We start from the raw sequence: 21661 nt of genomic DNA, 5'->3' as shown, positions 1-21661 counted from the left end.
GTCGCCTGGCGGCCGCGCTGCCGACAGTTGGTGACCACTCAACGCGCTTCCGGCGGGGTGTCCTGACCACCCGGCACACGCTGTGGGGGCGACCGACGACGGCCTGGAGGCGCGGCGCGGGCCCGCCACGGGCCTCCCGGCCGCTGTTCCGCCGGTCGCGACACCCCGCTCACCTTCGCGCACTGGTCACGATGCGTCGCCTGGCGGCGCCGCCGCCGACACTTCCTGACCACCCGACGGGGTGCGGACGGGGTGCCCTGACCAGTCAGCGCGCACCCGGCGGGCGCGCCATCAGCGTGCCGACAGATGCCGCACAGACGTTCCATGACCAATCGCCGCTACGGTGATGGCGTGTTCGGACGCCGCTCCCCCAAGCCCCGCCCCGACGACGCCCCCGGTCTCGGCATCGGCGCGCTCGTGCAGGTCATCGACTCCGCGGAGGGCGGTGACCGGTGGGCCGACGAGCCGATCGGCGTCATCGTGGCTCCCGGCGGCAACCAGATCGTCGGCTACCCCGGCGTCGGCGAGCCGCTGTCGTGGACCGTCGCGTTCGAGGAGCCCGTGTACACGAAGGACGGTCGCGGCCCCTTCGAGCGCGCGACCGTCCTGAGTCGTCAGTTGGTGCCGATCACGACCGGCAGCGGCGAGTAGCCCAGCGGGCTCAGTACTCTTCGGAGCCGCTCTTCATCATGGCGGCGACCGCCATGCAGCAGCCCACACCACCGAGGACGCCGATGCCGATGATGATGCCGGCGATGAGTTCGAGCATGGGGTGACTCCTTGGTTGCTTCGGCCGTGTGGCTTCCCTCAGGTTAGCGGATGCCGCGACGGATCAGCGGATACCGCGCATGAGCTTCAGGACCGGCTTGGCCAGGACGAGCAGGACCACGCCGACCGCGACGGCGACGAGACCGAGCACGGCGAAGTACGGCGCCTCGTTCGCCGGGTCGTAGTACTGCGACAGCACCCCGGTGACGGCGGTGCCGAGCGACACCGACAGGAAGAACAGCGCGACCATCTGCGTCTGGAACTTCGGCGGCGCGAGCTTCGTGGCGACGGACTGCCCGACGGGTGACAGCAGCAGTTCGGCCAGCGTGAAGACGAGCAGGATGCCGACCAGGGCGAGCAGCGGCGTGCCGTTCTGGCCCGAGCCGACGAAGGGCAGGAACAGCAGGAACGCGACGCCCATGATGCCGGTGCCCAGGCCGAACTTCGTCGGCGTGGACGGCTGTCGGTCGCCGAGCTTGGTCCAGAGCGCCGCGAAGACCCCGGACAGCACGATGATGAAGACCGGGTTGATCGACTGCACCCACGACACCGGCATCTCCCACCCGAACAACGAGCGGTCCAGTCGCTCGTCGGAGTAGACCGTGACGACGGTGAACTGCTGCTGGTAGAGCGACCAGAACACGGCGCTGCCGATGAAGAGCGGGATGAACGCGAACACCCGCGACCGCTCCTGCGCCGTGATTCCGCTGGTCAGGATGACGACGAAGTACCCGATCGTGGCGAGGATCACGATCGCGACGACCACGGTGGGCAGGTTGCCGACGTTCAGCAGCCCGGTCAGGACGGCGACCGCGATCACGACCAGGGCGACGACGACCCCGACCCCGATCAGCGGCAGGCGTCGGCGGTCGACCGGGTTCGTGACGTGGCGGACCGTGTCGGGCAGGTTCTTCCGACGGATCGCGTACTGGACCAGGCCGGCTGCCATGCCGACGGCGGCGAGCCCGAAGCCGTAGTGGAAGCCGAGCGAGCTCTGCAGCAGGCCGGTCAGGAGCGGCCCGAAGAACGCACCGAGGTTGACGCCGAGGTAGTACAGCGAGAACCCGGCGTCGCGGCGGGGGTCGTCGCGGCGGTAGAGCCCACCGACGATCGTCGTGGCGGTCGCCTTGAGTCCGCCGGACCCGAGCGCGATGAGCACGAGCCCGACGCCCACGCCAGCCACCCCGGGGGATGACCGCCAGGGCGATGTGACCGAGCATGACGACGATCGCGCTGCCGAACAGTGTGCGGTCGGCACCGAGCAGCCGGTCGGCGATCCACGCGCCGATGATCGTGAACAAGTACACGGCGCCGCCGTACGCGCCCATGATCCCGCTCGCGATGCCCTTGTCGATCCCCAGGCCGCCCTGCGTGACCGTGTAGTACATGTAGATCAGGACGATGCCCTGCATGCCGTAGAACGAGAACCGCTCCCAGAGCTCCACCGCGAAGGGCGTCGACAGCTCGAACGGCTGTCCGAAGAAGGTGCGTTGGGGCTTGGGATCGTGTCCCGTGGTGGAGCCTGACATGTCGGCCAGTTTGCCCCGCGGGCCGGTGGCACGCCCAATCGTCGATGGGTGCTCAACGAATTCGTCGGCACGTCCACTTGGAGGGTTCCCACGGCCGCGACCCCCACGCACCGATCGCCGGTTGTCCGAGCCACACCGCGTTCGCCCGGCTCCCGGCGGCGGTGTCTAGCGTGGGGAGCGCAACACCGGACACCGCAGTTCAGGAGGACTCCGACCATGGTCGACACCGCATCCGCGCAGCACACCGGCACGCCCACGGCGAAGCACGAGGCCGGCGAGAAGGCGAGCAAGAGCGCCAGCGAGAACCCGGGCACGAACGCGAGCAGGCACACGAGCGCGAACGCGAGCAAGCCCACCGACATCCGCATCGACGTCGACATGGTCGAGACCCTCCTGCTCGGCCGCTGGGCCGAGGACCGCCGGATCTCCCGCCGCCTCGTCCTCGACCCCGCACTGCACAAGACCGAGGGTCTCGGCACCATCGAGCACCGGGCCCGCGCGTTCGAGCAGCTGCAGATCCTGGTCGACGCCGGAGCCATCCAGCGCCCGTACCCGCCGGAGCTCGGCGGTCAGGACAACCACGGCGGCAACCTGGCGGCGTTCGAGGAGATCACCACCGCCGACCCGTCGCTGCAGATCAAGGCCGGCGTGCAGTGGGGCCTGTTCGGCTCCGCGGTGCACCACCTCGGCACCGCGCGGAACCACGAGGAGTTCCTGCCCGGCATCATCGGGTTCGACGTGCCCGGCTGCTTCGCCATGACCGAGACCGGCCACGGTTCGGACGTGCAGAACATCGCGACGTCAGCGACCTACGACCCCGCCACGCAGGAGTTCGTCGTGCACACGCCGTTCCGCGGGGCGTGGAAGGACTACATCGGCAACGCGGCCCTGCACGGCAAGGCGGCCGTCGTCTTCGCCAAGCTCGTCACCCAGGGCGTCGACCACGGCGTGCACGCGTTCTACGTGCCGCTCCGTGACGACGACGGCGCGTTCCTGCCGGGCGTCGGCGGCGAGGACGACGGCGTCAAGGGCGGCCTGAACGGCATCGACAACGGCCGACTGCACTTCGACCACGTCCGGGTCCCCCGCACGAACCTGCTGAACCGCTACGGCGCCGTCGCCGAGGACGGCACCTACAGCTCGCCGATCGACTCGCCCGGACACCGCTTCTTCACGATGCTCGGCACCCTGGTGCAGGGCCGCGTGTCGCTCGACGGCGCCGCGGTCGTCGCCCAGAAGATCGGGCTGCAGATCGCGCTGACGTACGCGATGCAGCGCCGGCAGTTCCCGACGGTGGGCGGCGTCGAGGGCGTCCTGCTGGACTACGGCCGGCACCAGCGCCGACTCATCCCCCGTCTGGCGACGGTGTTCGCGCAGTCGTTCGCGCACGAGCAGCTGCTCCGCACCTTCGACGACGTGTTCAGCGGGCGAGCCGACACCCCGCAGCGCCGCGAAGACCTGGAGACCCAGGCCGCCGCGTTCAAGTCACTGTCGACGTGGTCCGCGCTCGACACCCTGCAGGAGTGCCGCGAGGCCTGCGGCGGCGCGGGCTTCCTCGCCGAGAACCGCCTGACGAGCCTGCGCGCCGACCTCGACGTCTACGTGACGTTCGAGGGCGACAACACCGTCCTGCTGCAGCTCGTCGGCAAGCGTTTGCTCACGGACTTCCGCAAGCGGGCGCCGCGCGACGCCGCATCGACCGCGAAGTTCGTCGCCTCGCAGGTGGGCGCGAAGCTCGCGGACGCCTCGGGCCTCCGCCGCCTGGGCCAGACCGTCGCCGACCGCGGCTCGCTCGCCGCGAGCGTCACGGACCTGCACGACCCCGCCACGCAGCGCGCGCTGCTCGCCGGCCGCGTGGACACCATGGTCACCGAGATCGGACTCCGGCTGAACACCGCCGGCAAGGACCGCGCCCGCCAGGCCGTGCTCCTGAACCGGTCGCAGCACGAGCTGATCGAGGCTGCACGCGCCCACGCGGAGCTCATGCAGTGGGACGCCTTCACCGAGGGGCTCGACGCGGTCCCCGAGGGCGACACCCGCCGGGTGCTCGTGTGGCTGCGCGACCTGTTCGCGCTCGGACTGCTCGAGCAGCACCTCGACTGGTACCTGGTGCACGGCCGCCTGAGCGCGCAGCGTGCCCGTGCGGTGTCGGCGTCGATCGACCGGCTCGTGGCGCGGCTCCGTCCGGTGGTCCCGCAGCTCATCGAGACCTTCGGCTACGAGCCCGGCCACGTGCGGGCGCCGATCGCGCTCGGCGAGGAGCAGGCGCGCCAGGACGAGGCCCGTGCGTGGTTCGCCGCCGAGGCGGCAGCCGGACGACTCCCCGAACAGGAGAAGAAGCCCCGCGCGTAGCTGCCCGGTGCGGACGGTCCGGCCTGGAGGCACGGGTCGGGTCGTCCCCGCCGGCCGCGCCCCGCCGAGCCCGCGTCCACGGCGCGACGCACGAAGAACGTCGCCCCGTCCCGTCCCGTCCCGTCCGCGCCCCGCCAGCGTCGTCGCGCCCCGACTCTTCGGGGCGCGACGACGCTAGCGGGGCGCGCTCGACAACGAACGCTCGACAACGACCGTGCGACGGGCCGGACTACGCCCGGTCGGCCCCGCCGCGGTCGCCGAGCGCGGCACGCAGCCGTGCCTCGGCGTCGTCGCCGGAGGCACCGGTCGCGCCGGCAGCCGCAGCGGCCTCGGCGTTCGCCTCGGCGACCGCCCGCACGACCTCTTCACGCTGGATCTTCACCCCGCGTGGTGCGTCGATGCCGATCCGGACGCCGTCGCCCCGGGCGTCGAGGACCGTGATGACGATGTCGTCACCGACGAGGATCCGCTCGCCGACCTTCCGCGTGAGTACCAGCACCCGCTCAGCCTAGCGACAGGACGGGGACCCCCAGCAGGTCGACGGACTCCGGCGTGGCGGTCTCGCCCGCGCCGATCGCGACGACACCGGCCACCGGCAGCCGTCCGGCCACCGCGGACACCATGGCCGCGGAGTCCTCGGGCTTCCGTCCGACGTCGACGACGACCCAGACCTGGTCGGCCTCGATCCGTTCGCCGGTCGCGCGGTCGTCCCACGCGGCGACGGCGAGCACCGCGTGGCCGTCGCGCACGCCGTCGGCGCGGGCGAGGATCGCGGACCGCCGGTCGGCGGCGTCCGTCGGCCGCAGCGCGTGCCGGACGGCGAACAGCCCGGCCGCGGCGTCGACGTCGTTCGCCCGGCCGACCAGCAGGACCAGGTCACCGTCGGCCGACCGCACTGCCGGAACAGCAGACCGCACCGCCGGGATAGCAGATCGCGCGGCAGGGGCCGTGGGCCGGGCCACGCGCACGGCGGGCGCGGCGTCGGGGACGGTGGCCGGGCCTCCTGGCAGGGTGTCGCTGACGGCCTGGAGGCGCGGGACGACGTCCGCAGGCCCGTCCGGCTCCGGCAGGGCGCGCGTCGGGCGCGGGGCGCTCCCCGTGATCCCGTCCGCCACGAAGCCGTCGAGCACCGACGCGAACGCGTCGGCGCGCGTGGTCGCGGTGCCGTCACCACCCGCGATGCGGGCCTCGGCCTCCTCGGCGTCGGCGAGCAGCGCCGCGATCCCGATCCGCTGGACGGGCGAGTCGGCGATGACCACGCGTGCGGTCGGGGTCTCCCCCGGTTCGGGCACCTCGACGGTGGCCTCGACGTGCGCCTTGCGGAACAGCCCGCCGATGCCCGGCGTGGTGACCCGCTCGGCGGCGACGATCCGTGCACTCGCGCCGAACTCGGTCCGGACGGCGTCGCGGACCTCGTCGAGCGTTGCGCCGTTACGCTGCAATCGGGTCGGCGGCACGGACCACTCCCACGGTCTCGATGGTGGAGCCCGCGGCGGTGGCCTCCTGGTACGACAGCACCGGGAGCCCGTTCGACTGGGCGGCGACCATGCGGTGCACGGCCGGGCGGAGCTGCGGGGCGCAGACGAGGACGGCGGACAGGCCCTGGTCCTCGATGCTGCGCACGGCATCGCGGACGGAGCCCAGGACCTGCTCGATGCGGTGGGCGTCGAGGACGATCTGGCTGCCCTGCTCGGAGGGTCGCAGGCCCTCGAGCATCGACTGCTCGAGCAGCGGGTCGATCATGATGACCCGGAGCGTGCCCTGGTCGGTGTAGCGGGCGGCGAGAGCGGGACCGAGCGCGGCGCGGGCGGCCTCGACGAGCCCCTCGGGGTCGGTGGAGGCCTTGGCGCGCAGGGTCAGCGCCTCGCAGATCCGGCCGAGGTCGTTGATCGGCACCCGCTCGGCGAGCAGGCCCTGCAGCACGCGCTGCAGTTCGGCCATCGAGAGCATGCCCGGCACGAGTTCCTCGACCGCGGCGGGGTTGACCTGCTTGACGCCCTTGGTCAGGACCTTGACGTCCTCGCGGGTGAGCAGGCGGGCGGCGTTGTCGCCGATGACGGCCTGCAGGTGCGTGACGAGCACGGACACCCGGTCGATCACGGTGGCGCCGGTCATCTCGGCGGCGTGCCGGAGTTCGGCGGGCACCCACTTGCCGGTCAGGCCGAACACCGGCTCGACCGTCGAGGTGCCCGGCAGGCCGTCCAGGTGGTCACCGAGGGCCAGGACGCTGCGGGCCGGGGCGGTGCCGCGGCCCGCCTCGACGCCGGCGATCCGGATGGCGTAGGTCGACGGCGGGAGGTCGATGCTGTCGCGGGTGCGGACCGGCGGCACGACGATGCCCATGTCGACGGCGATCTTGCGACGGAGGGCACGGACCCGGCCGAGCAGGTCGTCGGAGGCGCCGGACACCATGTCGACCAGGTCGGGCGCGAGCAGGATCTCGAGGGCGTGCACGCGCATCTGCTCGATGAGGTCCTCGGGGGTGTCGCCGGAGGGCGCGGCGGCTTCGAGGGCCTGCTGCTCGGCGGCGGCCGACTCGGCGTTCGCGGCGTTCCGGCCGATGCGCCACGCGGTGAACAGCAGGGTCGCACCGACGAGCAGGAAGGGCAGGATCGGCATGCCGGGGATGAACCCCATCGCGACGGCGGCGACGCCGGCGATCATCAGGGCGTTGCGCGACTGCGACAGCTGTGTGGCGGCCGAGGCACCCATCTCGGACTCCGCGCCGGAGCGCGTGACGATCATGCCGGTGGAGACCGCCATGAGCAGCGCCGGGATCTGCGTGACGAGGCCGTCGCCGATCGTCAGGATGCCGTACTTCGACAGGGCGTCGGTGGCGGAGAGCCCGTTCTGCAGCATGCCGATCGCGATGCCGCCGACCAGGTTGATGATGATGATCAGGATGCCGGCGATCGCGTCGCCCTTGACGAACTTCGAGGCGCCGTCCATCGCGCCGTAGAAGTCGGCCTCGGCGGAGACCGCGGCGCGGCGGTCCTTCGCCTGCTGGTCGGTGATGAGCCCCGCGTTCAGGTCGGCGTCGATCGCCATCTGCTTGCCGGGCATGGCGTCGAGGGTGAACCGTGCCCCGACCTCGGCGACGCGCTCGGCACCCTTCGTCACGACGACGAACTGGATGACGATGAGGATCAGGAAGATCACCGCGCCGATGATGATCGACCCGGACACGGCGACGTGGCCGAACGCCTGGATGACGTCGCCGGCGAAGCCCTCGCCGAGCACGAGCCGGGTCGACGCGACGTTCAGGCCGAGGCGGAACAGCGTCGCGACGAGCAGCAGCGACGGGAACACCGAGAAGTCGAGCGGCTTCTTCACGAAGAGCGTCGTGAGCAGGATCACCAGCGCCAGCAGGATGTTGATGATGATCAGGAAGTCGAGCAGGAACGACGGCACCGGCAGGATCAGCAGCAGGATGATGCCGACGATGAACACCGGGACGACGAGCTTCGGCAGGTCCTTGCGGTTCATGCGGGGAGTCCTTCGGTCGGGGTCTCGGCGATGCGCGGTGCGCGGAGCTTGCGGGGGCGGAGGTCACCGGTCAACGTGGCCGGGTCGATGACGCTCGCGACCTCGTCGGGCGTGGTCGGCCTCGGCGGTGCGTGGGTGCCGGCCGCTGCGCCGCGGGCCTTCAGGGCCATCACGAACGACAACACTCGGGCGACCGGCGTGTACAGGTCGACGGGGATCTCGTGCCCGAGCTCGCACGCGGCGTGCAGCGCGCGGGTGAGCGGGACGTCGCGCACGATCGGCACACGGTCCTCCTCCGCCCGGGCACGGATGACGTCGGCGACGGGCCCGGCGCCCTTCGCGACCACCCGCGGTGCGGCCTTGCCCGGCTCGTACTTGAGCGCGACGGCGTAGTGGGTCGGGTTCGTCATGACGACGTCCGCGGTGCCGACCGCCTGGATCATCCGGTTGCGGCTCATCGCGAGCTGGCGGGAGCGGCGCTGGCCCTTCACGAGCGGGTCACCGTCGCTCTTCTTCTGCTCGTCCTTGACCTCGCGCTTGGTCATCATGGTGCGCTTGCGGTTGCGGCGGATGACCACGAGCACGTCGATCGCGGCGAGGACCAGCCCGGCGGCGATCGCGGCGCGGAGCAGGGTGCCCGCGCCGTCCGCTGCTGCCTCGAGCACGGCGGACAACGGCAGCGAGCCGCTGGTCATGAGCACGGGCATCAGGCCCTGCACGGCGAACCAGAGCACGAGCCCGACGACGGTGGTCTTCAGCAGGGCCTTCGCCCCGTTCCACAGCGCCTGGACGCCGAACACGCGCCTCAGGCCCGCGATGGGGTCGAAGTGCGAGGCCTCGGGCGCGAGTTTCCGGACGTGCACCCCGCCCTGCGCGACGGCGGCCGCGGTGACGGCGACGAGCACCACCGCGAGCATCGGGCCGAGGGTCGCGCCGACGCTCGCCATCGCATCGCCGAACACGTGGTTCATGGTGCCGATGGTCGGGTTCGCGATGACGGACTGCACGGCGACGAGCTGTGCTGTGCCCGCGGCTGCCGCGTTGCCGATCATCGACGGCACCATGAGTGCGACGACGGCGATGCCGATCCACGCACCGAGGTCTTGGGACCGGCCGAGCTGGCCCTTCCGGTGGACCTCCTGCATGCGCTTCTGGGTGGCCTTCTCGGACTTCTCACCACTATCGGACACGGTGCCTCACCCCCGTCCCGTGATCGCCTGGACGGCGTCGCCGGTCAGTGACGACACCACCGAGGGCAGGGCCATGAAGAGCGCTCCGGCGAACAGGACCGTCAGCCCGATCTTGATCGGGAACCCCATCTGGAACGCGTTGAGGGCCGGCGCGACGCGGGTGAGCAGGCCGAGGCCGACATCGGCCAGGAACAGCACGACCACCAGCGGCCCGGCGATCTGCAGCGTCGCCAGGAACATCTGCGACATCGCTGCCACGAGCAGGTGGGCCAGACCGTCGACCGCGAAGCTGCCGGTGAGCGGCACGGCGTCGAACGACCGCACGAGCCCACCGACGATGAGCTGGTACCCGCCCGAGGTGAACAGGAGCGCGAGCGCCGCCATCTGGAACAGCCGGGTGAACTGGGCGCCGTTGACCTGCGACTGCGGGTCGAACGCCTGCGCGAGCGTGAACCCGCCGAACAGGTCGATGAGCGCACCGGCCGACTGCACCGCGGCGAACACCAGGAACACCAGGAAGCCGAGCGACAACCCGACGACGAGCTGGGTGAGCAGCGCGAGCAGGAAGGGCCCGGTGTCGAGCGACTCGTAGCCGACGGCGACGCGGGGGGCGACGCCGATCGCCAGGCCGAGCCCGAGGATCACCTTCACGGTGCCGGGGAACGCCCGGTACGAGAACGGCGGCGCGATCACGAAGAACGCCACGAGCCGGACGCCGGCGAGCATGGTCGCCTCCAGACGGTCGGCGTTGACCGCGAGCTCCATCAGCCGCTCCCGAGGAGCTTCGGGATCATGTCGAAGGCGACGTGCGTGAACGCCACCATCTCGGAGATCATCCAGTTGCCGCAGACGACCAGGGCGATCGCGACCGCGACGGCCTTCGGCACGAACGAGAGCGTGACTTCCTGGATCTGGGTCACGGACTGGAACAGCGAGATCGCGAACCCGACGACGAGCGACGTGACGAGCACCGGAGCGGCGAGCTTGCCCGCGACCAGGAGCGCCTGGAGGACCAGGTCGATGACGGCCTGCTGGTTCATGCCTGCCCCCTAGACAACGTGGTAACTCTCGATGAGCGACGTGATGATGAGGCCCCAGCCGTCGACCAGGACGAAGAGCAGGATCTTGAAGGGCAGCGAGATCATGACCGGCGGGAGCATCATCATGCCCATCGACATGAGTGCCGCCGAGACGACGAGGTCGATCACCAGGAACGGGATGAAGATGACGAACCCGATGATGAACGCGCTGCGGAGCTCCGAGATGATGAACGCCGGGATGACGGTCGTCATCGGCACGTCGGCCATCGACTTCGGGTTGTCGAGCCCCGCCGCGCGGGTGATCAGGGCGACGTCCTCGTCGCGGGTCTGGTGCAGCATGAAGGTCCTGAGCGGCTTGGTGCCGATCTCGACGGCCTGGTCGAAGTCGAGGTGGCCGGCGAGGTAGGGCTGCAGGGCGTCGTCGTTGATGTGCCCGAGCACCGGTGCCATCACGAACAGCGACAGGAACAGCGCCAAGCCCGCGATCACCTGGTTCGGCGGGATCGACTGCAGGCCCAGGGCGTTCCGGGTCATCGCGAGGACGACGAAGATCTTCGTGAACGACGTCATCATGAGCATGAGCGCCGGGGCGACGCTGAGCAGCGTGATGCCGATGAGCGTCACGACGGCTGACGACGGGGTGCCGTCCGGGCCGTTCACGCTGACGCTGAAGTCGCCGTTCGCGGGAGCGGTCGGCGTCGCGGGGGCGGTCGGTTCGACGACGCCGGCGGCGTGGGCACCGGTCGCGGTGAGCATGAGGAAGCCGGCGACGACCGCCAGCCCGAGCAGGACGAGGGCCAGGACACGCGCCGAGCGGACGGCGGTCACCCGACCCGCCGGTTCCGCAGTGCGGCGGCCGCCTGCCGCCAGGTGTCGACCGACAGGATCGAGCCCTGCAGCTGCTGCGCGGTCGGCACGGTAGTGCGCTGCGGACGGCGGTTGCGGGGGCGCATCGGGAGGGGCTGCGCCGTCGCTTCCGTTCGGTCGGACGGGAGGTGGGCCCCACCAGCCGGTTCCGGATCGACGCGCCCGCGGCGCTCCGGCCGTGCCTGGAGGGACGTGGTGGCGTCCGTCTGCAGCGCCAGTTCCTGACCGAACGCGTCGGCCGACGGGGCGGGATGCACGGGCAGCTGCACGGGTCCGGTCACGATGGTGAGTTCTGGAGCGGGCGCCTGCCCGCTCCTCAACAGGTTGACGCCCTGCTCGGAGACCCCGAGCACCAGACGCTCCCCCTCGACGTCGACCACCACGACGCTCGCCTTGCCGCCGAGGCCCTGGCGACCGACGACCTCGACGGTCGCCGCACGGCGTCCGGAGGTCTTGCCGGCGAAGCGCTTCTTGCTGGCACGGTGCAGCACCCACATGAGGGCGAGCACGACGCCGAGCGACAGCGCGACGCGGAGCGTGATGAGGAGGGTGTCCACGCGGGGCTCAGAGGGATTCGGCGACGTCGAGGATGCGGGTGATCCGGACGGCGTAGTCCTGGTCGACGACGACGACCTCGCCGTGCGCGATCAGGCGGCCGTTCAGCAGGACGTCGGCGGGCGCGCCGGCGCTGCGGTCGAGTTCGACGACCGCGCCGGGCTCCATGCCGAGCACGTCGCGGACCGACATGCGGGTGCGGCCGATCTCCACGGTCAGGGTCATCTCGACGTTGTTGATGCGGCCGAGGTTGCCGGCGGGCACCCCGACGGGCGCGGCAGCCGAGACCGTGCCGTGCTCGCGCACCCGGATGCCGAACCAGCCGCTCGGGACACCACCGGCGGTCAGCTCGAACACCACCGTGTCGGGGTCGGCCAGCAGCGCCGCTGCCGACTCGCGGCTCGCCTCGCCGAGGACCCCGACGCCGAGCACGGACGCGGCGGCCTCGAGCGACGGACGCAGCACGTCGGTGACGGCCACGATCCCGTTGTCGGTACCGCCGGCAGCGATGACGGCCTCGAGGTCGGTGAGCACGAGGGCCAGATCGGCCGACAGGCCGCCGACGAACGACGCGACCACGGCGTCGGTCGCCGCTTCGAGCACGACCGGGGTCGCGCCTCCCGGCAGCAGCAGCGCACCCAGCGGGACCGCCGTCGGGAGCTGCGCCGCGAGCGACTCGGCCGCGGTGGTCTGGAGGGTGGTCGTTTCGGTCATCAGTGCTGCTCCGTGCTCGTGGTGGTGACGACGATGCCGGCGAGGCGCGAGCCGTTCGCGCCGACCGCGGCGGTGCCGACGGGTTCACCGTCGACCGCGATGGTGAGGGGGCGGTGCTGCGGGTGCGGCAGCCGCAGGACGTCGCCGACGGCGAGCCGGAGCACCTGCGTGGGCAGGACCGTCGCCGGGGCGAAGCGCAGGCTGACGCCGACGGGGACGCCCGCGAGCTGCGCGTCGAGCAGGGCCTGGGCGTCGGCGGGCGACACGTGGGCGGCGGCCTCGCCGAGCTGCGGCAGCACGGCCTCGGCCGGCAGGGCGAGCGTGCCGGGGGCGACGCGGTCGCCGACGCGGATCGAGAACGCCGCGACGATCATCAGGTCGCCCTTCTGGGCGGCCTGGGCGAACTGCGAGTTGAACTGGAAGCCACCAGCCGTGACGTCGTGCGCGAGCAACCCGCCGAACGAGTAGCGGAGGTCGTCGAGGGCGTCCTCGACGATCTTGCGCACGAGGGCCTGCTCGATGGGCGTGAAGGTGCGCTCCGGGGTCGGCAGCGGCTTCGAGGCGCCGAGGGCGTGCGAGACCCAGGTCAGCGCGGCGTCGAGCGGGACCTGCAGGACGCCCTTCGGGACGACGTCCGCGATCGGCAGCAGCACCATGCCGGTGAGCGCGGGCAGCGAGGCGGCGTACTCGTCGTACGTCACCATCTGCACCTGCTCGCAGGTGACCTGGCTGACGGCACGCACCTTCGCGGTGAGCTGCGTGCCCCACTGCCGCGCGAAGGTCTCGAACGCGAGCTCGAGGACCCGGGCGTGCTCGCGGGCGAGCGTCGACGGGCGCGCGAAGTCGTACACCTCGGGCGCTGGCAGGGTCTCGGTCACGGGTGCGTCTATCGGTCGCCTGTACGGCACCCGTCAGTGCTGTACCCCGTACTGGGGATGCGGGGTCTCCAGCCCCGTCGGTCGTGCGTCAGCCCTGGCGTGCTCCGTCCTGCGCCTTCGCCAGTGCCGGCATCAGCGCGCTGACGTCCTGGTCGGCGTTCGACAGCACCACGATGTCGACCCGTCGGTTCAGGGCGAGGTCCTGGTCCGTCCCGCCCTTCGCGAGCGGTCGGCTCGACCCGAAGCCGACGCTCTGCACGTGGTCGCCCGGCATCCCGCCGCGCTCGACCAGGTCGCGCAGCACCCCCGTCGCCCGTGCCGCGCTGAGCTCCCAGTTGGTGGCGTACGGCGCCGTCGAGTTCCGCTGGTCGGCGTGCCCCTCGACGCTGACGTCGTGGTGGCTCGTCTTCAGGACCGGGGCGATCGCGTCCATGATCGACTTCGCCTGGTCGGACAGGTCCGCGCTGTTCGTGCCGAAGTAGGTCTCACTACCGACGAGCCGGACGATCAGGCCACGGGCGTCGACGGTGAACTGCACGTTCGCGGTCTGGCCGGCCTTCGCGAGGTTCTGCTTGATCGCCTGCTCGATCGCGGTGAGGTCGTCCAGCTCCTTCTGGGCGTCGGCGAGGTCCTGCTTCGTCGCGGTCACGGGCACGACGGTCGACGCGGGGTCGACGTTGGTGTCCTTCGTGCCGGACGACGCCGTCGAGTGGTCGGCCTGCGACTTGTCGGTCGAGTACCCGGAACCGTCCTCCACCTGGTCCTTCGTCACCACCGTGCCGCTGGCGGTGTCGACCTTCTGCGACTTCACCTCGCCGAAGCCGGTCGCGAGCGAGTTCTTCAGGGCGATGTACTTCTCCTGGTCGACCGTCGACATGGCGAACAGCACCAGGAACATGCACATCAGCACCGTGATCATGTCCATGTAGGACGCCATCCAGCGCTCGTCGGGGTGCTCGGCCTCGTCGTGGCCCTTCTTCGCACGACCACGGCCACGGCCCCGGGGGTTGGCGCTCATCGTCAGGCCGCCAGCTGCTGGTCGTCGGCGTCGGCGTCCTGGTCGTTCTTGCCGGCTTTGCGCTTCGTGGTCTCGGCGCGTGCGGCCGGCGGCACCATCGCCTTCAGGCGTTCACCGAGCAGGCGGGGCTGGCTGCCGGCCTGGACCGCGAGCAGGCCCTCCATCAGGAGCGTCTGGCGGTCCGACTCGAGCTGTGCGAGCTTCCGGAGCTTGCCGCCGATCGGCAGCCACATGAAGTTCGCGGTGAGCAGGCCCCACAGGGTCGCGACGAACGCGCTCGCGATGAGGGGGCCGAGCTCGTCGGGCTTGCCGAGGTTCGCGAGCACGTGGGTCAGGGAGACGACGGTACCGATGATGCCGACCGTCGGGGCGAAGCCGCCGAGCCCCATGAAGAACGCACTGGCACTGCGCGTGGGGGCCGCGTTCGACTCGATCTCGTCCTCGAGCAGGATCCGCAGCTCGTCGCCGTCGGTGCCGTCCGCGATGTTCTGCAGCGCCTTCTTCATGAACGGGTCGTCGTGCTTGTCGGCCTCCTGCTCGAGGGCGAGCAGACCGTTCGACCGAGCCGTCTCCGCCAGGCCCACGACGTCGTCGATGACCGACTGCGGCGGCGTGACCTTGCCCGTGAACGCCTTCGGGACGGCCTTGAAGCTCGCGATGGCGTCCTTCAGCGTGGTGCTCGCGATCCCGCAACCGATGGTGGCACCGAACACGAGCAGCATCGGCGCGGGCAGGAACAGCCCGGCGAGTTCGACGTGCTCCATCTCGACCATGCCGAACAGGGCGCCGAAGGCGAGCAGGATCCCGATGATCGTCGCGATGTCCACGTCAGCGACCCCCGTCCTGCGTGCGGAGGGGTGCGACCGCGGTGAGCGTCGGCTGGGGGCCGGTGGCGTTCCGCGTGTTCGGCAGGTCGGTGCCGTAGGCCATGCCGACGATGCGAGCGCGGTACGCGGCGATCAGGTCGATGACGTCGGCCATGGACTCGCGGACGATGTACTTCGCCCCGTCGACCATGATGAGTGTCGTGTCCGGCGTCTCGTGGATGCGCTCCACGAGGTCGGGGTTCACAGCGAATGCGCTGCCGTTGAGTCGTGTGACGACGATCATGGCCCGTCCTGGTTCTCGATCGTCCCGCCGCCGTCCGTGGGGCGGGATGCCGCCCGTCCGTGGGCCTGCACGGAGGTCTATCGGCGGACCACACCTGTCCGTTAGTTCATCTCAGATACGAGTTGTTGTGCCCCGATGGCTGGGAATCTGGTGCATCACCACCCCGGTTTTATCTCATGAGCGTGTTACGTTGGCGCCATGTCCGACACCACCACCGTCGTCTCGCCGGCCACCCCGGCATCCGCCGCCCCGCTCCGCGAGGTCGGTGCCCTCATCCGGGGCGCCCGCAAGGGCCGCAGCATGACCCAGGCGCAGCTGGCCGAACGCGTCGGCACCAGCCAGAGCGCGATCAACCGCATCGAACAGGGCGGGCAGAACCTGTCCCTCGAGATGCTCACCCGCATCAGCGACGCCCTCGACCAGCGGATCGTCTCGATCGGCGGCGCCCCGCAGCGTGCCCACCTGCGCGTGCAGGGCGGCCGGAAGCTCAGCGGGTCCATCGCCGTCAACTCGAGCAAGAACGCCGCCGTCGCGCTGCTCTGTGCCTCGCTGCTCAACCGCGGCGTCACCCGCCTGCACAAGGTCGCCCGGATCGTCGAGGTCGACCGGATCATCGACGTGCTCCGCAGCCTCGGCGCGAGCGTCACGTGGTCCGAGGACGGCGAGACCCTCGAGATCGTCGCACCGTCCGACCTGCACCTCGACGCGATCGACGCCGACGCCGCCCGCCGCACCCGCAGCGTCCTGATGTTCCTCGGCCCGCTCAGCGGCCGGTACGAGTCCTTCCGGCTGCCGTACGCCGGTGGCTGCGACCTCGGCACCCGCACGGTCGAGCCGCACCTCATCGCGCTGCGCCCCTTCGGCGTCGACGTCGAGGCGACCTCCGGATGGTACGAGGTCGGCGTCGCGAACCAGGACGTCCCCACGAAGTCCGTCGTCCTCACCGAGCGCGGCGACACGGTCACCGAGAACGCGATCCTCGCCGCGGCCGCCCGCGACGGCGAGACCGTCATCCGCAACGCCAGCCCCAACTACATGGTGCAGGACCTCTGCTTCTTCCTCGAGCTGCTCGGGGTGCAGATCGAGGGCATCGGCACCACGACGCTCCGCATCACCGGCAAGAGCCGCATCGACGAGGTCGTGGACTACTGGCCGAGCGAGGACCCGGTCGAGGCGATGAGCCTGCTGACCGCCGGCATCGTCACCGACTCCACGCTCACCGTCACGCGTGCACCGATCGAGTTCCTCGAGATCGAGCTCGCGACCCTGGCCGAGATGGGCCTGCGGTTCGACGTCACCGACGAGTACCCCGCCGCGAACGGTCGTACCCGCCTCGTCGACATCACCGTGCACCCGTCCGAGCTGCACGCCCCGATCGACAAGATCCACGCCATGCCGTTCCCCGGGTTGAACATCGACAACCTGCCGTTCTTCGTGGTCATCGCCGCGATGGCCGAGGGAACCACGCTCGTGCACGACTGGGTGTACGAGGGCCGGGCGATCCACCTGCTCGACCTGACCCGCCTCGGCGCGAGCGTCACCCTGCGCGACCCGCACCGCCTCGACGTCACCGGACCGACGCACTTCTCCGGTGCCGAGATCAGCTGCCCGCCAGCACTCCGACCCGCGGTGGTCATCCTGCTGGCGATGCTCGCGGCGAAGGGTGAGAGCGTCCTGCGCAACGTGGGCATCATCGCCCGCGGCTACGAGCAGCTCCAGGAGCGCCTCAACTCCCTCGGCGCGTCCATCGAGACGTTCCACGACTGAGCCGACCACCCACCCACGTGACCTGACGGCCCGTCCCCGCAAGTGGGGACGGGCCGTCACCCGTTCTGCGCGGATCGACCCGCGCCTCCAGGCTGATGCGCAGGAGCGCTCCACCGCCCACCCAGGCGACCGGTGCTGGATGGGGTGATGGCCACGAGATCGCTCTTGACCGTCCCCCTGCTCATCACCGTCGCGGCCGCCGCGGCGGCATGGTTCGTCCTCGGCCCCGCCGCCGCCCTGGCGTTCGTCGCACTCGCGCTCCTGGAGATCGCGATGGCCGCCGACTCGTCGGTGCCGATGGCCGGCATCGCCGGACGGCTGCACTCCCCTGCCCGACGGCTGTTCCTGTCGCTCGGGATCGTCGCGGGCGTCCTCGCGATGCGGCTGCTCCTGCCGCCGGCGGCGGTCGCGGTCGGCGACGCGACCGACCCCGCGAGCTCCGTGCAGGAGGCCGTCTTCGCCCCCGGCTCGTTCTCGGCGCACCTCGCCGAGGTGCGCCCCGCCCTCGCCGCCTTCGGCGCCGCCTTCATCTGGCTCGTGTTCGCCGAGTACCTGTTCAACACGGACCGTGCGCCGCGCAGGTCCTGGCTGGGCCGCCTGGAGGCCCGGCTCGCCTCTGTCGCGCGTCCTCGCGTCTGGTCGCTGGTCACCGCTGCGACGGGGGTCGCCGTCACGGCCGTCCTCGTCGGCGTCGACCGTGCGTGGTCGCCGGGTGCCCTGCTGCCGGTCGTGCTCGGCGGTGCGGCGGGCATCGCCGCGTACCTCGGGTCGAAGCGCGTCGCCGCGTGGGCGCTCGACGGGGTCGGCTCGGACACCGCGTCGATCGGGGTCGGGCGGGGTGCCTGGCGGATCCACGCCTACGCGTCGACGGTGGTCTTCGAGCGGGGGCTCGTGGTGTTCATGCTGTTCGAGATCCTGGACGGCGTGTACAGCCTGTCGGGCTCCGGAACCCTCGGCGCCGACGGCCTCGGCGCGCTCGAACAGGCGGCGGTCGCGGTGGCGGCGATCGGCGTCGGTGCCGTGTTCCTGGCGCGGTTGACCTCGCGGTTGGACGAGGCCGCGGGACTGAAGCGGCTGCGGTACCTGAAGGCCGGGGCGGCGTACGTGCTCGGCGTGCTCGCGGTGCTGCTGTGGGCGAGCCTGCTCGTGCCGATCCCCGGGGTGGTCGTCGCCTGGTTCGGCAGCGTGGTGATCGGTTCGGCGCTCGCGAGCTCGTTGCCGTGGCGTGCGTGGTGGCGTCGGGTGTCGCGGCGTCCGCACGCCGTCTGATCGCGCGTCTGGAAGGATCCACCGGTGATCGGCGTTGACTTGCGGGTCGGACGACGATCGGAGTGCACGTGCTGGGTCCTGAACTGGTGGTCGTCCTCGGCCTCGCCATCGCGCTGACGGCGGGGATCGCGGACCGGATCCGGGTGGCCCCTCCGGTGCTGCTGCTCGTCTTCGGGGCAGCCCTGGCGTTCGTGCCGCAGTTCGCGGACGTCGAATTGCCGGCCGACGCGGTCCTGCTGCTGTTCCTGCCGGCGCTCCTGTACTGGGAGAGCCTGACGACGTCGTTGCGCGAGATCCGGAAGAACCTGCGCGGGATCGTCCTGATGGGCACCCTGCTCGTGGTGGTCACGGCCGGCGCCGTCGCCGTGCTGCTCCACCTGCTCGGCCTGCCCTGGGGTCCGGCGTGGGTGCTCGGCGCCGCCGTGGCCCCGACCGACGCCACCGCGGTCGGCGTGCTCACGAAGATGCTGCCCCGCCGGAACGTCACGGTCCTCCGTGCCGAGAGCCTGGTGAACGACGGTACGACCCTCGTCATCTACGGCATCGCCGTCGCCGTCACGGTCGGCACGCAGGAACTCACGTTCTGGGGCGTGTCGGGGATGCTCGTCCTGTCGTACCTCGGTGGGGTCGCCGCGGGGCTCGCCGCCGCGTGGGTCGGCACGCTCGTGCTGCGCCGGGTCGACACCGTGGTGCTCGAGAACCTCGTCACGCTCCTCGTGCCGTTCGGGGCGTTCCTGGCGGCCGAGGCGATCGGCGCCTCCGGCGTGCTCGCGGTGGTGGCGGCCGGCATCGTCGTCAGCCAGGTCGGACCGAAGCTCGACCGGGCCGAGACCCGGCAGCAGGTCCGGGCGTTCTGGTCGTTCCTGACGTTCCTGCTCAACGGCGCACTGTTCGTCCTGGTCGGCATCGAGGCGATGGTCGCGGCCCGGGCGCTGACTCCGTCCGAGTTGCTCCGCGCCGTCGGCGTCGTCCTGGCCGTGGCGGTCGTGCTCGTCGTGGTCCGGTTCGCGTTCCTCAACGCCGCGGGCGGCACCGTCTGGCTCGTCACCCGTCGGACCGGCGGTGCACCCCGCGAGGGCCACCGCGACCGGCTCGTGAGCGGCTTCGCCGGGTTCCGCGGCGCGGTCTCGCTGGCGATGGCCGTCGCCGTCCCCCGCGTGCTCGAGTCCGGAGCGGACTTCCCGGACCGCGACCTCATCGTCTTCGTGACGGCCGGCGTGGTCGTCGTCACCATCGTCGGGCAAGCCCTCGTGTTGCCGGCGGTCCTGCGGCGGGCCGCGCTGCCCGAGGACGAGTCGGTCGGTGAGGAACGTCGCTACGCCGAGCGGACCGCGATCGAGGAAGCCCTCGACGCCCTGCCGCGGTTGGCGCGGTCGACCGGCGCCGACCAGGCCACCGTCGACCGGGTGCGCAAGGACTACGAGGCGCACCTGGACGTCATCCAGGCACGCGAAGAGGACGACGACGACCACCCGGCGGTGCAGCGGCACGACACCGCCGTCGCGCTCGAACTCGCCCTGGTGCAGCACAAGGCCGCGACCCTGCTGCGGCTCCGTGACTCGGACGAGATCGACGACCTGGTGCTCCGCCAGGTCCGCGCCGGCTACGACGCGGAAGAGGCGCGACTCGACGGCATCACCCCCGCCTGACCTCCGCCGCCCGACGGCGCGCTCGATCAGCGCTCCCGGACGTCCGCCCGCGGGAGCACGACGACCGCGATGACGGCGCTGGCCACGAGGAAAACGGTCGCGATCGTGAGCGCCGTGTCCGTGCGGGCGACCACCGCCGCCGCGTCCGACCCGGCGGTAGCGGTCGTGGCGACGGCGACGAGGACGGCCAGCCCGAGCGAGCTGCCGAGTTGGTGCGCGGTGTTGACCAAGCCGGAGGCGGCGCCCGCATCCGACGCCGTGGCGCCGTGGATGCCGAAGCTCGTCAGCGGTGCGAACACCAGACCTTGCCCGCCACCGATCAGGACCATCGGCAGCGCGACACCGGTGGTGAAGGAGGAGTCGACGTGCACCTGGGCGAGCCACCACATCCCGATCGCGGTGAGGACCGCACCTGCCACGAGCACCCAGGCCGCCGGGACGCGACGGAGCAACCGGGGCACCGAGACGGCGACCGCGAAGTTCACGACGCTCATCGGCAGGAAGCCGAGCCCGGCCTGCAGTGGCGTCCACCCGAACACCTCCTGCAGGAACTGCGTCGTGAAGAAGAAGAAGCCCATCATCGCGCCGAGGTACAGGAAGCGGATCGCGTAGGCGCTCGACCGGATCGGGCTGCGGAAGAGCCGCAGCGGCATGATCGGCTGCTCCGCACGCCACTCGTTCACCACGAGGAGCGCGAGCAGCACCAGCCCGACGATGACCGCCGTCAGGGTGACCGGCGACGCCCACCCCCGTGTCGAGGACTCGATGACCCCGAAGATCAGCGCGCCCACGCCGATGGTCGCGGTGAGGGCGCCGACGACGTCGAACCGGCCGGGAGCGCGACGAGTCTCGACCAGGTACCGCACCCCGAGCACGATCATCACGGCACCGATGGGCAGGTTCAGGAAGAAGCCGGCGCGCCAGGAGACGAGGTCGGCGGTCACCCCGCCGACGACCATGCCGAGGCTCGCGCCGATCCCCGCGACCGCCGAGTACAGCGCGACTGCTCGCGAACGCTCGTCACGGTCCGTGAACGTGCTCGTGATCAGCGACAACGACGTCGGAGCGAGGATCGCGGATCCGATGCCCTGCGCAGCGCGTGCGGCGATCATCCACCAGCCGGTGGGCGACGCCCCGACGAGGCCGGAGGCGACCGTGAAGACGACCAGCCCGATGATGAACATGCGGCGCCGGCCGACGATGTCCCCGGCGCGCGCCCCGAGCAGCAAGGCGCCGCCGAAGGTGAGCGTGTACGCGTCCTGGACCCAGGTGAGCTGGGTCTGGGTGAAGTGCATCTCGCGCTGGATGGTCGGCAGCCCGGTGAAGACGATCGAGTTGTCGAGGATCAGCATGAAGTAGCTGATCAGGATGATCACGAGGATCGCGGTCGTGTGGACGACGGTCCGGTTCGTGCCGGTCGCGGGCTGCAGGGTGTCGGTGGTCACCGGACGATGCAATCGCCGATCCGA

19 protein-coding genes and 1 pseudogene are annotated in these 21661 nt (G+C 71.2%); 5 read left to right on the top strand and 15 right to left on the bottom strand.

All coding sequences use genetic code 11. The annotated features are described in order from the left end of the window. The first annotated feature begins 351 nt into the window (after positions 1-351). Entirely contained in the window at positions 352-651 is a 300-nt protein-coding gene (locus DEJ14_RS09150) for a hypothetical protein (protein ID WP_111084124.1), read from the top strand. 181 nt (positions 652-832) lie between these two features. On the opposite strand, the pseudogene DEJ14_RS09145 reads toward DEJ14_RS09150, so the two are convergent. Further along, positions 833-2297 (bottom strand): annotated as a pseudogene (locus DEJ14_RS09145) (peptide MFS transporter). Positions 2298-2513: 216 nt separating this feature from the next. Between DEJ14_RS09145 and DEJ14_RS09140 the strand changes: the two are divergent. Continuing rightward, entirely contained in the window at positions 2514-4649 is a 2136-nt protein-coding gene (locus DEJ14_RS09140; RefSeq protein ID WP_111084125.1) for an acyl-CoA dehydrogenase family protein, read from the top strand. Between the two features lie 229 nt (positions 4650-4878). Here the strand turns inward: DEJ14_RS09140 and csrA are convergent, their stop codons facing one another. The 13 genes from csrA to DEJ14_RS09075 all read right to left on the bottom strand — a co-directional run bounded on the left by csrA (position 4879) and on the right by DEJ14_RS09075 (position 15507). Beyond that, positions 4879-5148, bottom strand: a complete 270-nt coding sequence (csrA, locus tag DEJ14_RS09135) for a carbon storage regulator CsrA (protein ID WP_111084126.1) — start codon at positions 5146-5148, stop codon at positions 4879-4881. Positions 5149-5152: 4 nt separating this feature from the next. Then, positions 5153-6106, bottom strand: a complete 954-nt coding sequence (locus DEJ14_RS09130) for a hypothetical protein (protein WP_111084127.1) — start codon at positions 6104-6106, stop codon at positions 5153-5155. Continuing rightward, positions 6081-8135 carry a flagellar biosynthesis protein FlhA gene (locus DEJ14_RS09125; protein WP_111084128.1) on the bottom strand — a complete coding sequence of 685 codons (2055 nt, stop codon included), beginning with the start codon at positions 8133-8135 and terminating at the stop codon, positions 6081-6083. Before DEJ14_RS09125 ends, DEJ14_RS09130 begins: the two co-directional genes overlap by 26 nt. Then, a complete protein-coding gene (locus tag DEJ14_RS09120; protein WP_111084129.1) occupies positions 8132-9325 on the bottom strand; it encodes an EscU/YscU/HrcU family type III secretion system export apparatus switch protein in 1194 nt (397 codons plus the stop codon). Before DEJ14_RS09120 ends, DEJ14_RS09125 begins: the two co-directional genes overlap by 4 nt. 6 nt (positions 9326-9331) lie before the next feature. Next, positions 9332-10090, bottom strand: a complete 759-nt coding sequence (locus DEJ14_RS09115) for a flagellar biosynthetic protein FliR (RefSeq protein WP_111084130.1) — start codon at positions 10088-10090, stop codon at positions 9332-9334. Further along, positions 10090-10365, bottom strand: a complete 276-nt coding sequence (gene fliQ, locus DEJ14_RS09110; RefSeq protein ID WP_111084131.1) for a flagellar biosynthesis protein FliQ — start codon at positions 10363-10365, stop codon at positions 10090-10092. Before fliQ ends, DEJ14_RS09115 begins: the two co-directional genes overlap by 1 nt. A gap of 9 nt (positions 10366-10374) precedes the next feature. Continuing rightward, positions 10375-11193: a flagellar type III secretion system pore protein FliP gene (gene fliP / locus DEJ14_RS09105; protein ID WP_111084132.1), complete on the bottom strand. Its 819-nt coding sequence runs from the start codon at positions 11191-11193 to the stop codon at positions 10375-10377. Beyond that, positions 11190-11789 (bottom strand): FliO/MopB family protein, encoded by a 600-nt coding sequence (locus DEJ14_RS09100; RefSeq protein ID WP_111084133.1) that lies wholly within the window; start codon positions 11787-11789, stop codon positions 11190-11192. Before DEJ14_RS09100 ends, fliP begins: the two co-directional genes overlap by 4 nt. 7 nt (positions 11790-11796) lie before the next feature. Further along, positions 11797-12501 (bottom strand): flagellar motor switch protein FliN, encoded by a 705-nt coding sequence (fliN, locus tag DEJ14_RS09095; RefSeq protein ID WP_111084134.1) that lies wholly within the window; start codon positions 12499-12501, stop codon positions 11797-11799. Beyond that, complete coding sequence (locus DEJ14_RS09090; protein ID WP_111084135.1) at positions 12501-13379, bottom strand: flagellar motor switch protein FliM; 879 nt, start codon at positions 13377-13379, stop codon at positions 12501-12503. The genes fliN and DEJ14_RS09090 overlap by 1 nt, the downstream gene beginning before the upstream one ends. Before the next feature lie 88 nt (positions 13380-13467). Then, entirely contained in the window at positions 13468-14397 is a 930-nt protein-coding gene (locus DEJ14_RS09085; protein WP_111084136.1) for an OmpA/MotB family protein, read from the bottom strand. A 2-nt stretch (positions 14398-14399) separates the two neighbouring features. Next, the gene (locus tag DEJ14_RS09080) at positions 14400-15224 is read right to left on the bottom strand and encodes a motility protein A (protein ID WP_111084137.1); all 825 of its coding nucleotides are present in this window, start codon (positions 15222-15224) and stop codon (positions 14400-14402) included. Position 15225: 1 nt separating this feature from the next. Further along, the gene (locus DEJ14_RS09075; RefSeq protein ID WP_111084138.1) at positions 15226-15507 is read right to left on the bottom strand and encodes a flagellar FlbD family protein; all 282 of its coding nucleotides are present in this window, start codon (positions 15505-15507) and stop codon (positions 15226-15228) included. A gap of 198 nt (positions 15508-15705) precedes the next feature. Here DEJ14_RS09075 and DEJ14_RS09070 point away from each other — a divergent pair, with 198 nt between their 5' ends. The 3 genes from DEJ14_RS09070 to DEJ14_RS09060 all read left to right on the top strand — a co-directional run bounded on the left by DEJ14_RS09070 (position 15706) and on the right by DEJ14_RS09060 (position 20192). Further along, positions 15706-17274 carry a helix-turn-helix domain-containing protein gene (locus DEJ14_RS09070; RefSeq protein ID WP_181437409.1) on the top strand — a complete coding sequence of 523 codons (1569 nt, stop codon included), beginning with the start codon at positions 15706-15708 and terminating at the stop codon, positions 17272-17274. A 147-nt stretch (positions 17275-17421) separates the two neighbouring features. Then, positions 17422-18543 (top strand): DUF475 domain-containing protein, encoded by a 1122-nt coding sequence (locus tag DEJ14_RS09065; protein ID WP_111084139.1) that lies wholly within the window; start codon positions 17422-17424, stop codon positions 18541-18543. A 68-nt stretch (positions 18544-18611) separates the two neighbouring features. Further along, positions 18612-20192, top strand: a complete 1581-nt coding sequence (locus DEJ14_RS09060) for a Na+/H+ antiporter (RefSeq protein WP_111084191.1) — start codon at positions 18612-18614, stop codon at positions 20190-20192. Between the two features lie 26 nt (positions 20193-20218). Here the strand turns inward: DEJ14_RS09060 and DEJ14_RS09055 are convergent, their stop codons facing one another. Further along, on the bottom strand, positions 20219-21637 hold the full coding sequence (locus DEJ14_RS09055) for an MFS transporter (protein WP_258373176.1): 1419 nt from the start codon (positions 21635-21637) through the stop codon (positions 20219-20221). Positions 21638-21661: the final 24 nt, after the last annotated feature.

The organism is Curtobacterium sp. MCJR17_020 (genome assembly GCF_003234365.2).
Lineage (GTDB): Bacteria > Actinomycetota > Actinomycetes > Actinomycetales > Microbacteriaceae > Curtobacterium.
This window is presented reverse-complemented; position numbering and strand designations above follow the sequence as displayed.

Bases quoted from the DNA above. Each gene is read 5' to 3' on its own strand.
- fliN (WP_111084134.1), bottom strand. From the start codon at position 12,501: ATGACCGAAACGACCACCCTCCAGACCACCGCGGCCGAGTCGCTCGCG.
- DEJ14_RS09085 (WP_111084136.1), bottom strand. From the start codon at position 14,397: ATGAGCGCCAACCCCCGGGGCCGTGGCCGTGGTCGTGCGAAGAAGGGC.
- DEJ14_RS09125 (WP_111084128.1), bottom strand. From the start codon at position 8,135: ATGAACCGCAAGGACCTGCCGAAGCTCGTCGTCCCGGTGTTCATCGTC.
- fliQ (WP_111084131.1), bottom strand. From the start codon at position 10,365: ATGAACCAGCAGGCCGTCATCGACCTGGTCCTCCAGGCGCTCCTGGTC.
- DEJ14_RS09140 (WP_111084125.1), top strand. From the start codon at position 2,514: ATGGTCGACACCGCATCCGCGCAGCACACCGGCACGCCCACGGCGAAG.
- DEJ14_RS09075 (WP_111084138.1), bottom strand. From the start codon at position 15,507: ATGATCGTCGTCACACGACTCAACGGCAGCGCATTCGCTGTGAACCCC.
- DEJ14_RS09070 (WP_181437409.1), top strand. From the start codon at position 15,706: ATGTCCGACACCACCACCGTCGTCTCGCCGGCCACCCCGGCATCCGCC.
- DEJ14_RS09065 (WP_111084139.1), top strand. From the start codon at position 17,422: ATGGCCACGAGATCGCTCTTGACCGTCCCCCTGCTCATCACCGTCGCG.
- DEJ14_RS09115 (WP_111084130.1), bottom strand. From the start codon at position 10,090: ATGGAGCTCGCGGTCAACGCCGACCGTCTGGAGGCGACCATGCTCGCC.